This window comes from Shigella sp. FJ200513, from assembly GCF_040495915.1.
Lineage (GTDB): Bacteria > Pseudomonadota > Gammaproteobacteria > Enterobacterales > Enterobacteriaceae > ECMA0423.
Genome location: NZ_JBDYCV010000113.1, coordinates 1 through 11,202 on the forward strand (window position 1 = coordinate 1; position 11,202 = coordinate 11,202).

The window sequence follows — 11,202 nt, forward strand, 5'->3', positions numbered from 1 at the left end:
CTGATGGAAATGGAAGCCACGCAAGCACCTTAAAATCACCATCATACACTAAATCAGTAAGTTGGCAGCATTACCGTTACGTAGATGAAAATACTTGTCACCGCTGCTACTTAATTCCGGTGGGAAATTATTTATTTCCGCATAATCAGCTATGTATTATTTGAAACAATTAGTTTGTAAATAATATAAATTGATAACATATCAAATACATCAAAAATACCATTCACAGGCATTATTAATATAGACCTCAATATAGCAATATCAAATTCCAATTAGTAATAAGATATGCTTTTAAATTGCATGCAAATAATTTTAAATGAGCGTTTTTTGATACTTTAGAGTGTTTCCTACCCTTTAATATCACTGTGTAGAGTTGATATCACTACAACAGAAACATGCATGTCATTTGTTTACTTCTCTTTTTACTACAGAAAAATTTATCTATTTTTCTAAACATCAGTTAAATACTCATAAAAGGTAACTATTATGTCTATGCCATTAAGCAATGCCGCTAATAACCAATTCAATACAAATAATCACTTCCTTCATCATCCAAAAGTCGACAGTGAGTTAACACGTCGATATGAATATGCACGCCTGGATACGGAAAATATCTATCTTCTGCCTCTTGCTCGTGGCAATAACCATAATTACGATGGAAAAAGCGTTGTCGAAATTAGAAAACTTAATATTGGCAAACAGTCCTGGCCATTTAATTATGTGACAGATACATGCAGAGAATTCAATGGTATTACAACAACAGGACGTATGCTCTATCGAAACTTGAAAATCACCTCAGCTTTAGACGAAATATATGGTGGTATATGTAAAAAGGCGCATGCTGCTACAGAGTTAGCAGAAGGTTTACGGCTAAATTTATTTATGAAGAGCCCTTTCGATCCTGTTGAGGACTATACAGTTCATGAAATAACATTAGGCCCTGGTTGCAATGTTCCTGGTTATGCCGGAACCACGATAGGATATATTTCAACCCTTCCAGCTTCTCAGGCAAAAAGATGGACCAATGAGCAGCCAAGAATTGATATCTATATTGATCAGATAATAACTGTCTCAGGGGTAGCAAATTCTTCCGGATTCGCCCTTGCCGCATTACTTAATGCTAATATTGAGATGGGAAATGACCCAATCATTGGTATAGAAGCCTATCCTGGTACCGCGGAGATCCATTCAAAAATGGGATATAACGTTATCCCCGGTGATGAAGATGCGCCACTCAAACGCATGACTCTGCAACCGTCATCTCTTCCAGAACTGTTTGAATTAAAAAATGGTGAATGGAATTATATTGGTAAATAGCCACTGAGAAGAATGAGTACTAATATTCAGGTTATACAGATATTTAAACAAAACCCTGCAATTTACAAAGTAATACTCATTGCGACTTCTTAATTTAAGAAAGCGCAAGGAACGTTTACCCTTGCGCTTATTATAATAAGTCAGGCGTCGACTTTATCCAGCGGCCATGAATCAAAGAGATAGCCGTCAAAATAAATATCGTCAACGTTCGAGAATTCCAGCAGACGTTGCTTAACGTTTTCCAGATGCTGCCACATTGCCAGCTTCGCCGCTCGGGCATCTTTTTTGATTAACGCGGCGAGGATCTGTTTGTGATCGCCCAACCACTCTTTGCGATACAGGCTGTCATCCAGATGGCTGTGCAACTGGATCCACATTGGATTGTTTTCCCGCCACTGCCAGGACTGACGGAATAACTCCACCAGCATGCTGTTATGCGTTGCTTCAGCAATGGCGAGATGGAACTGCATGTCACCGCTTTCGCTGCTACCCGGCGCGCTGGAAGCCAGTTCACGCTCTTCCAGTTGCAATGCCTGACGCATTTTGACGATATCTTCGCGGGTAGCCTGCAGTGCGGCAAACTCGGCGATGTTACTTTCCAGTAACTGACGCGCCTGTAACAGCTCAAAAGGACCCGCATCATTGCAGACGTTGGCATCCGGACTGTCTGTGTTGTGGCTGCCTGAGCTATCAAGCACATAGATACCGGCACCCCGGCGCACTTCCACCAGCCCTTTGATCTCCAGCATGATCAGCGCTTCACGTACCACCGTCCGCGTGACATCAAGCATTTCTGCAATTTCACGCTCCGGCGGCAGCCGTTCGCCAGGATTGTACGGCGTCTTTATGATCAGATCGTGGATCATCGCCCCGACTTCCTGGTAAGGTCTTTGCGCAGAGGTGACAGATTTCATGGTGTTGTGTCCGTTAGGTGCGGTTAATCAAATTTTTGCCGGATGCGGCGTGAACGCCTTATCCGGCCTACAACGGGCAATTTTACGGCCCCCGTTAATCTCAAACTATACCATTAGCACTGGAAGTTGGCACGTACAGGTGGGCAAAAAAACGAAAACTGGTCAACCAAATATCAGTTTGATTGACCAGTAAGTCTGTAGGGTAATCAGTTAGTTACAGCGCAGCCACACACTCGCGCGCACCGCGTTCGCACAGCTGCTGATATGCCGACGTCACCGCGCCAACAAAGTCGGCATTCTGCGGCAGATCATCGGCAAAAATACCGCTCAGGCCCAGCAGCGCTTTCACGCGGTCTGCGCCCTGATACTGCGCGTTAATCTTCTGGAACTCGGCCAGCATCGGGTCGACCACGTCAATGGCATTACCCTGCTCATCCACGCCCTGGGTGTAACCCATCCAGCCAGCCACGCCCAGCGCCAGGTGACGCCAGCTGCCGCCGTTTTGCAGGTGCAGACGCACCGGGTCCAGTAGACGCTGCGGTAACTTCTGGCTGCCGTCCATCGCAATCTGCCAGGTACGGTGACGCAGAGACGGGTTGCTGAAACGCTCGATCAGCAGCGTCGCATAGGCGTTCAGGTCCGTACCTTCCGGCATCGACAGCGTTGGCGCTTGTTCCTGCATCATCAGGGCAAAGGCCGCTTTGCGATAATCCGGGTTAGTCATGGTGTCGGCAATGGTTTCATAGCCGCCGAGGTAACCGAGGTACGCCAGGAAAGAGTGGCTGCCGTTCAGCATACGCAGCTTCATCATTTCGAACGGCACAACGTCTGCAACGAACTGTGTGCCCACTTTATCCCAGTCCGGGCGACCATTAACGAAGTTATCTTCAATCACCCACTGACGGAACGGTTCGCAGGCAATGGCGCACGGGTCGTAAACACCCAGCTGGTCAGCAATTTCCTGTAAGGTTTCTGGCGTCGCCGCCGGAACGATGCGGTCAACCATGGTGCACGGGAAGGTGACGTTCTCTTCAATCCATGCCGCTAGCTGCGGGTCACGCGCCTGAGCCAGCCCCAGTACCGCGACCTTCGCCACATGGCCGTTTTCACGCACGTTATCGCAGGACATCACCGTAAATGCTTTCAGCCCTTTTTCACGACGCAGACGCAAGGCTTCGACGATGTAACCAATCGCGGACTTCGGCGCAGTCGGGTTTTCCAGATCGTGCTTGATCAGCGGGTTATTGAGATCCAGTTGACCGCTTGCCGCATCAGCGCAGTAGCCTTTTTCCGTGACCGTTAGAGAGACAATCGCCGTTTGCGGACGCGCCATCGCGTTGAGAATACCTTCGCAGCCGTCGATTTCCGGATGCAGCGCTTCTTTCATCGAACCGATAATTTTCAGCTCGGTGCTTTCTGCGCCTTTTTCCGCTACGGTGTACAGCAGTTGCTGTTTTTTCAGGTTTTCGATCAGCATGCGGTCGTTGCCTGGCATCAGGTTAACTTCGCAGATGCCCCAGTCGCTGTCGGTGCTTTCCAGCAGATGATGGGTATACAGCGCCTGGTGCGCGCGGTGAAACGCCCCGCAACCGAGATGCACAATGCGTGATTCCAGACGAGAATGATCCCATGACGGGCGGGCAACCGGCAGATTGCTGTCAACAATAGTAGTCATCGTAAACTCCAGAATCCGTCTTCAGAGAGTGACGGCAAGGAAGAAGGAACCGGCACGGCGCGCAGCCATGCCGGTGGGTATTAACGGATAAAGAAAGCGCGCTGGATCGCCAGTTCGACACCGCGAACTTCGGCCAGGCCTTTCAGACGACCAATTGCGGAGTAACCAGGGTTGGTTTTCTTCTTCAGGTCGTCCAGCATCTGATGACCGTGGTCCGGACGCATCGGGATCAGGTCTTCTTTGCCTTCCGCTTTACGACGGTGTTCTTCTTCAACAATCGCTTTCACCACTTTGTACATATCAACGTCACCGTTCAGGTGCGCCGCTTCGTGGAAGGTTTTCGGGTTATCTTCACGCATGGTGGAGCGCAGATGGGTGAAGTAAATACGCGGACCGAACTGCTTGATCATATCAACCAGATCGTTGTCAGCACGCACGCCGTAGGAACCGGTGCACATGGTGAAACCGTTCGCCATGCTGTTTACGGTATCAACCATCCACTGCATATCTTCAATGGTGGAAACAATGCGCGGCAAGCCGAGGATCGGGCGCGGCGGATCGTCCGGGTGAACCGCCATACGCACGCCAACTTCTTCAGCAACTGGAATAATCGCTTTCAGGAAGACGGCAAAGTTTTCGCGCAGTTTGGCTTTGTCGATATCTTTGTACAGCTCCAGGTGCTTACGGAACTGGTCGAGGGTATACCCTTCTTCCGCGCCCGGCAGACCGGCAATGATGTTACGCGTCAGACGCGCTTTGTCTTCGTCGCTCATAGTGGCGAAGCGTTCAGCTGCCTGAGCAATTTCTTCTTCGGTGTAATCCGCTTCCGCGTCTGGACGTTTCAGGATATGCATTTCGAATGCAGCGAATTCGATCTGGTCGAAGCGCAGAGCTTTGGAGCCGTCTGGCAGCACGTATTCGAGGTCAGTACGGGTCCAGTCGAGCACCGGCATGAAGTTGTAGCACACGGTGCGAATGCCACACTGCGCCAGGTTGCGCAGAGTCTGCTGATAGTTAGCGATCCACTGCTCATAGTTGCCAGTGTGGGTTTTGATATCTTCGTGAATTGGTACGCTTTCTACGACAGACCACACCAGGCCTGCGTCTTCAACGATCGCCTTGCGTTTGAGGATCTCTTCTACGGACCATACTTCGCCGTTCGGGATATGGTGCAGCGCGGTAACCACGCCAGTTGCGCCCGCCTGACGGACATCAGCTAAAGAAACCGGATCGTTTGGGCCGTACCAGCGCCAGGTCTGTTCCATGATTTTTCCTCTTTCACATAGTGGGTTCCACAGCAAAGAGACGCGGAACCTTGGAGTTGTTTAGGTATCCGGATGAACAACCAGACCGCAGCCGTGGCGTTGCATCGGATGAGATGGCGTATAAGTTCTACCTTTTGGTAAGACATGTCAACCAGAATTCTGAAATTGGTTAACCGCGTCGCAAGAATTTCACTCTCATGGTTGTTGCTGCAAATTGCAGCAAAGGGTAATCGATGGTTATTGATCAGAGGATGTGACATTCATCGCAACAATGGTTGACCAATTTACATAACATGTCGCCCAAAATAACAACGGTTCAACCAAGTAAGGTAAAACGTTATGCATGTGCTTAACATTCTCTGGGTGGTATTCGGCATTGGCCTGATGCTGATACTGAATTTGAAGTTCAAAATCAATTCAATGGTGGCTTTGTTGGTGGCGGCGCTGTCCGTCGGGATGCTGGCAGGCATGGATTTGATGTCGCTGCTGCACACCATGAAAGCGGGCTTCGGCAACACGCTGGGAGAACTGGCTATCATCGTGGTGTTCGGTGCGGTCATCGGTAAATTGATGGTCGACTCCGGCGCGGCTCACCAGATAGCACATACGCTGCTGGCGCGTCTCGGTCTGCGCTATGTACAGCTGTCGGTGATTATCATCGGCCTTATTTTCGGTCTGGCGATGTTCTATGAAGTGGCCTTTATCATGTTAGCGCCGCTGGTTATTGTTATTGCCGCCGAAGCTAAAATTCCGTTCCTGAAACTGGCGATCCCGGCAGTAGCAGCTGCCACTACCGCACATTCACTGTTCCCACCGCAGCCGGGTCCGGTGGCGCTGGTGAATGCTTATGGCGCGGATATGGGGATGGTTTATATCTATGGCGTACTGGTGACGATCCCAAGTGTAATCTGCGCAGGTCTGATCCTGCCGAAGTTCCTCGGCAATCTTGAGCGCCCAACGCCATCATTCCTGAAAGCAGATCAACCGGTAGATATGAATAATCTGCCCTCTTTCGGCGTTTCGATTCTGGTGCCGCTGATCCCGGCGATCATTATGATCTCTACCACCATCGCCAATATCTGGCTGGTAAAAGATACCCCTGCCTGGGAAGTGGTTAACTTTATTGGTTCCTCGCCGATTGCGATGTTTATTGCGATGGTGGTTGCATTCGTACTCTTTGGCACCGCGCGTGGTCATGACATGCAGTGGGTGATGAACGCTTTTGAAAGCGCGGTGAAGAGTATTGCAATGGTGATTCTGATCATCGGTGCGGGTGGCGTGCTGAAGCAGACCATCATCGACACCGGCATTGGCGACACCATCGGCATGTTGATGTCCCACGGCAATATCTCGCCCTACATTATGGCATGGCTGATCACTGTGCTAATTCGTCTGGCGACGGGTCAGGGTGTCGTTTCGGCGATGACCGCCGCCGGGATTATCAGTGCTGCAATCCTTGATCCAGCAACCGGTCAGCTGGTTGGCGTGAATCCGGCGCTGCTGGTACTGGCGACGGCTGCGGGTTCCAACACCCTCACCCACATTAATGATGCATCTTTCTGGTTGTTCAAAGGTTACTTTGACCTGTCAGTAAAAGACACGTTGAAAACCTGGGGTCTGCTGGAGCTGGTCAACTCCGTGGTTGGGCTGATTATTGTGCTGATTATTAGCATGGTAGCGTAAAAGAACACCAGAGCCTGCCAATGGCAGGCTCAGACTGATGACTAAAGTCTAAAAATGTGCCCGGACAGTCCCCTCGCCCCTCCGGGGAGAGGGTTAGGGTGAGGGGAACAGACCAGTAAAGTGCGCTTTGTTTATGCCAGATGCGACGCTGACGCGTCTTATCTGGCCTACAAAGGGCTAACGTGCAGGTTTTGTAGGTCTGATAGCGTAGCGCCTCAGGTACCAGCATTAGCAATGCGCTGTAATTTTTTTATTGATAAACAAAAGTCACGCCAATAATCGATTGCACATTCCCTGCAGTCACCTGCCCTCCGGTACGTGCGTAATTTGCCGTTAATCCCAGACTTACCGCCGAAGTTCCTACTGCTCCTAACGATACCGTGTTATTCGCTGGAATAATCGTACCGTTGCGCGTCAACTGTACGCCGACGCCCTGCGCTGGTGAAAACGACGCGGTATTGGTGAAAATCGAGTTGCCCGCATCTGCGGTTGTGCCGGAGAGGTAATACCCCAGGTTTTGGCTTTTCGCACAATAAACGGTAAGAGGAATTGGCACTGAACCAGGGTAGTCCGGCAGAGTAACGGTGACATCACGAGCAGAAACATCACAACCGCCAGTGGGCACCACCACATCATTATTGGCGTAAATATTCCACACAAACTGAAAATCATCGCTGTTATAGTTGTTGGTCTGTCGCAAAATAAGCACGGCAATTAATGAACCAGCTTTAATAGCCACCCCGCCCGCACTGCTCACAGGCGTCAAATAAAGCGCCACCGGCCACGGCTTATCCGTTCTCGAATTATAAACAACCCGCGGCGTTTCGCTGGTGGTCGGAAATGGATAGCTACTGCCACTATATTTTACGGTCCCGGAAAAATTAGATAACACGCCGCCGTAAGCCGAGCCTCGTTGCAGTGTGACATAGTCTGTAATGGTTTCCGGATAATCGTTATGGCAAAAGATTTGCGTCGAAAGATCTACGACCAGGTTTTGCCCCACATTCACGACAGGCGCAAGGTTTACATAAACATTAGCGCTGCCACCGCCAATAGGGATAGCGGTACCATTGGCGGTTTTACAGGCGAATGACCAGGCATTTACCGACCAGCCCATCAGCAGTACAGCAAACAGGGTAATAGCTCGTTTCATTACAATTATCTCTTCGGGTTCAGCTGTAGGTATAGGTGATGCTAATCACTGCCTGAATGGTTCCCTGAGTGGCTCCGCCATTTACCGTCAATGCTCTGACCTGTAACGGGAAGTGCGCTGATTGTGAGGAATCATCCACCTGAACTGTTTTGGTTGCGCCAGTATTCAATGTGTTGCCACTGTCATCCTGTAGCTCTAACTGGATGTTTTGCGCGGTCCCCTGGTTTTTATAATATCCGGTGCTGTCGGCTGCCCCGCTGAAGCTGGCAGTGACCCTCGACGTTCCCACCGGACAATTAGTCAACTCAAGCGCAACATCATGCCAGGCCGATGCCGCCCCGGCAGACATAAGACTGAAAGAATAAAGATCGCCGAGATCTACCGTGGCATTGGTGGTGGAAACCGTACACGGTTTGGCGACGACCTTACCGTTCACCGTGATGGTGACATCGGCTGCCTGTATCGTCGCACTTGCGAGCGCCAACATTGCCGCCAATACATACCCACGTTTGCACCATTTCATGAGCATCTCCAGTTACTGATATTCAAGAGTGAAGGTAGCCGTAGCATTGATATGCCCCGCAGTGACAGGCACCTGTGTCGCCATTAGCCGGGCGTAAAAATTCAGCGTATTTGGTTTACCCGGCGTCAGGGTCGTCCACGAAATCGCAGACGATGGAGCATTAAGGGGTATTTGATTTTGCTGCTCATTCAGAAGCTGTATTCCCAGTCCCGCAGCCGCTGACACCGTATTTTCAAGTGCAAGCAGGTTGGCATTGTGGCTATCTGCAACGCCGGTAAACCCAACTTTTACGGCAGAAACGGCATTACCACAGGGTGACAGCAAAATACGAAATGGAACGACAGGAGTCGTCGCGCCAATGTTGTTAAATTGCTTCGCCGCGTTTTCCATCAGATCAACAGTAAAATTGGTTGATTCAGCGGCCACACTACAGCCGTTATCTCTGACATAGCCGCGGATAGTAATCGTGCTATCCGCAGCCAAAACGCGACTTACCGCCAGCCACAAAAAAGCGCACAGAAGATAAAAAGGTTTGTTTCTCATCACGCCCCCTTAACGACATTCAGCTGATAGCTGGGTTAATAACTGCTGCTGACTCTCTGGTGGCAGTTGATAATTGGCGACACAGTGAGCATTTTCCTCTTCTCCCCATTTCACCTGAACTTTTCCCGCTAAAGGCATTCCGCTGAGGTAAACCTGACCATTATCCGCAACAATGCCGCTACTCTGGCTACTCTCTGATGTCACCATCGCCCCAAACGGCAGCGGCTTATTATTGTGAGTTAGCGTCATGAGCAGTTTTATCCCAACGCGCGCTTTAAACTCTGCTCGCACGATCGCCCCACGAGTGGGAACAACGTTAGCGACCGCGTTATCTAAATCGACGTTATCAGCCAAGGTATTGGTATCCAGCGCCACTCTATTTTCCCGATATTCAGTGGCATAAGGCAGCACGGCATAACCACGCCAGTCGGTACGCACCCCCGTCTGGTTTTCGACTTTTGCATCTTTTGCGCCAGGCGCTTTAACAAGCACCACCGTATCGTTTAACGGCTGCCCCAGCGTTACGCCATTGGCATGAGCCAATACCCCACCGCTGACTCCGTAATAGAGCTGCTTAATATCATCGCTATGGCTGTAACCGATATTGGCATTGCCGTAACCACCGCGATAATTCAGCGTGGCGTAGCCTGTACTTCCGCTATTACCATCGCCTCCCCCGGCATAGCCGGTTTGCACGCTATAACTGAGGTTGTTGTCTTCCAGCAACGTACCGTATACACCAGCCAGATTGGTCATCCGACCGTTGAGATCGTGTGACATGCTGTAGCTGGCACTGGCATGTCGCCACTGAGATTTACTGTCAGAACGCAGCCAGTGGCTGAAAGGAATATTGACGTTAAGCGCTAACATCTGATCCCGTCCTTTTTGCCAGGCGTTTTTCGTCAGGCTATAGCTGAGCGTCCAGTTGATATCTTCGAACGCAGTATTTAATCCAGCCTGGAATTGCTCATCGACATTACTCGTTCCCCAATAAGTTTGATGGCTACCACTCAAATACAGTGTTGATGTGCGCCCGAGTTGCTGAGTAACGGTGAGCTGTAATTTCCCGCGTTTGTTATAAGCGAGGTTGTAATAGTCGGTGAATTTCGGCTTAACCTGAATAACTCCATCCTGTGTTTCGATGTTGTAGCCATTCATTCGACTGTATGTTGTATCAGCGAAATTAAAATATCCGCTGGTCGAATAACGGTAACCCACTAACTGAATATTCGTGCCTGATTCATTGAGCGATTTGTTATAGAGAAAACGCACCGATTGTCCGTCATGCTGACTGTCATCGGGAAGTGTGGAATTAGCCTGCGTCATATCCACAGACAGAGCGCCCAGTGCCTCCATGTTTTTCCCGATACCGAAATTAAAAGCACGATAACGATCCGCCAGTTGCGTTCCACCATATATTGTCCAGCCAGCCGGAAGGCCGTGGAGTAATGTACTCTGGAAAAAGCGGGGTTTTTCCTGCTGCGCATTTCCACTACGGTATTCTCCTGCCGTAATGGAATAACGAGTATGCCCTTCACGTTGCAAAAGCGGGACTGACGAATAGGGTACGGTAAAAATCTGCGTGCTGCCGTCAGCCTCTTTGATCGTTACCTGCAAGTCACCACTATTACCTGCGGCATAGATATCGTTGATGGTAAAAGGCCCCGGTGGCACCGTACTATTATAAATGCCATATCCATTTTGTTTAATAGTGACCTGTGCAGTACCACGAGCAATACCGTGGATCACCGGGGCAAATCCTCTTTGGCTATCGGGTAACATATTGTCATCTGAGGCCAATTGTGCGCCGCGAAAGTTAATACCATCGAAAATATCGCCCTGGGTATAACCATCACCCAACGTCAGCCGGGAACGTAAAGGAATTATGTCTCGCTCAATCCAGGTAATGATATGCTGCCATTTATTTTTGCTACCTGATGAACTGTCGCTACTGTTATAACTCCAGGTGGTATTGTCGCGTAAACGCCACGCACCAATATTTAACCCACTCTGTAGGTTTAAATATGCATAATGGCTGTTACCCCCAATCCGATTCTGGGTAATGACTCCAACTTACTGATAGTGTTTTATGTTCAGATAATGCCCGATGACCTTGTCATGCAGCTCCA

Annotated in this window: 9 protein-coding genes and 2 pseudogenes; 2 read left to right on the forward strand and 9 right to left on the reverse strand. The window is 49.8% G+C overall.

Annotated features, from left to right (window positions below):
* Window positions 1-75: 75 nt before the first annotated feature.
* Window positions 76-153 (reverse strand): annotated as a pseudogene (gene ytiD / locus ABZJ92_RS18005) (protein YtiD); the annotation flags it as partial.
* Complete coding sequence (locus ABZJ92_RS22525; protein ID WP_047635435.1) at window positions 150-233, reverse strand: hypothetical protein; 84 nt, start codon at window positions 231-233, stop codon at window positions 150-152. The pseudogene ytiD and the gene ABZJ92_RS22525, both read right to left, overlap by 4 nt.
* Window positions 234-486: 253 nt before the next feature.
* On the opposite strand from ABZJ92_RS22525, the gene ABZJ92_RS18010 reads away from it, so the two are divergent.
* Window positions 487-1,317 (forward strand): DUF2686 family protein, encoded by an 831-nt coding sequence (locus ABZJ92_RS18010; protein WP_000062539.1) that lies wholly within the window; start codon window positions 487-489, stop codon window positions 1,315-1,317.
* A 140-nt stretch (window positions 1,318-1,457) separates the two neighbouring features.
* On the opposite strand, the gene uxuR is transcribed toward ABZJ92_RS18010, so the two are convergent.
* The 3 genes from uxuR to uxuA all read right to left on the reverse strand — a co-directional run bounded on the left by uxuR (window position 1,458) and on the right by uxuA (window position 5,171).
* Window positions 1,458-2,231 carry a Uxu operon transcriptional regulator gene (gene uxuR, locus ABZJ92_RS18015; protein WP_000844157.1) on the reverse strand — a complete coding sequence of 258 codons (774 nt, stop codon included), beginning with the start codon at window positions 2,229-2,231 and terminating at the stop codon, window positions 1,458-1,460.
* A gap of 214 nt (window positions 2,232-2,445) precedes the next feature.
* Window positions 2,446-3,906 carry a fructuronate reductase gene (locus tag ABZJ92_RS18020; protein ID WP_000208167.1) on the reverse strand — a complete coding sequence of 487 codons (1,461 nt, stop codon included), beginning with the start codon at window positions 3,904-3,906 and terminating at the stop codon, window positions 2,446-2,448.
* 80 nt (window positions 3,907-3,986) lie between these two features.
* The gene (gene uxuA, locus ABZJ92_RS18025; protein WP_353765452.1) at window positions 3,987-5,171 is read right to left on the reverse strand and encodes a mannonate dehydratase; all 1,185 of its coding nucleotides are present in this window, start codon (window positions 5,169-5,171) and stop codon (window positions 3,987-3,989) included.
* Between the two features lie 339 nt (window positions 5,172-5,510).
* Between uxuA and gntP the strand changes: the two genes are divergently transcribed.
* Window positions 5,511-6,854, forward strand: a complete 1,344-nt coding sequence (gene gntP, locus ABZJ92_RS18030) for a gluconate permease GntP (RefSeq protein WP_000558239.1) — start codon at window positions 5,511-5,513, stop codon at window positions 6,852-6,854.
* A 250-nt stretch (window positions 6,855-7,104) separates the two neighbouring features.
* On the opposite strand, the gene fimH is transcribed toward gntP, so the two are convergent.
* The 4 genes and pseudogenes from fimH to fimD all read right to left on the reverse strand — a co-directional run.
* Complete coding sequence (fimH, locus tag ABZJ92_RS18035) at window positions 7,105-8,007, reverse strand: type 1 fimbria D-mannose specific adhesin FimH (protein WP_000816511.1); 903 nt, start codon at window positions 8,005-8,007, stop codon at window positions 7,105-7,107.
* A gap of 19 nt (window positions 8,008-8,026) precedes the next feature.
* Complete coding sequence (gene fimG, locus ABZJ92_RS18040; RefSeq protein ID WP_077897989.1) at window positions 8,027-8,470, reverse strand: type 1 fimbrial minor subunit FimG; 444 nt, start codon at window positions 8,468-8,470, stop codon at window positions 8,027-8,029.
* Window positions 8,471-8,542: 72 nt separating this feature from the next.
* Window positions 8,543-9,073: a type 1 fimbria minor subunit FimF gene (gene fimF / locus ABZJ92_RS18045; protein WP_001244836.1), complete on the reverse strand. Its 531-nt coding sequence runs from the start codon at window positions 9,071-9,073 to the stop codon at window positions 8,543-8,545.
* A 9-nt stretch (window positions 9,074-9,082) separates the two neighbouring features.
* A pseudogene (fimD, locus tag ABZJ92_RS18050) lies at window positions 9,083-11,143 on the reverse strand (fimbrial usher FimD); the annotation flags it as partial.
* Between the last annotated feature and the right edge of the window lie 59 nt (window positions 11,144-11,202).

Coding starts and splice junctions, on each gene's coding strand:
- ABZJ92_RS22525 (WP_047635435.1), bottom strand. CDS start 233: ATGCCTGTGAATGGTATTTTTGATGTATTTGATATGTTATCAATTTAT.
- ABZJ92_RS18010 (WP_000062539.1), top strand. CDS start 487: ATGTCTATGCCATTAAGCAATGCCGCTAATAACCAATTCAATACAAAT.
- uxuR (WP_000844157.1), bottom strand. CDS start 2,231: ATGAAATCTGTCACCTCTGCGCAAAGACCTTACCAGGAAGTCGGGGCG.
- ABZJ92_RS18020 (WP_000208167.1), bottom strand. CDS start 3,906: ATGACTACTATTGTTGACAGCAATCTGCCGGTTGCCCGCCCGTCATGG.
- uxuA (WP_353765452.1), bottom strand. CDS start 5,171: ATGGAACAGACCTGGCGCTGGTACGGCCCAAACGATCCGGTTTCTTTA.
- gntP (WP_000558239.1), top strand. CDS start 5,511: ATGCATGTGCTTAACATTCTCTGGGTGGTATTCGGCATTGGCCTGATG.
- fimH (WP_000816511.1), bottom strand. CDS start 8,007: ATGAAACGAGCTATTACCCTGTTTGCTGTACTGCTGATGGGCTGGTCG.
- fimF (WP_001244836.1), bottom strand. CDS start 9,073: ATGAGAAACAAACCTTTTTATCTTCTGTGCGCTTTTTTGTGGCTGGCG.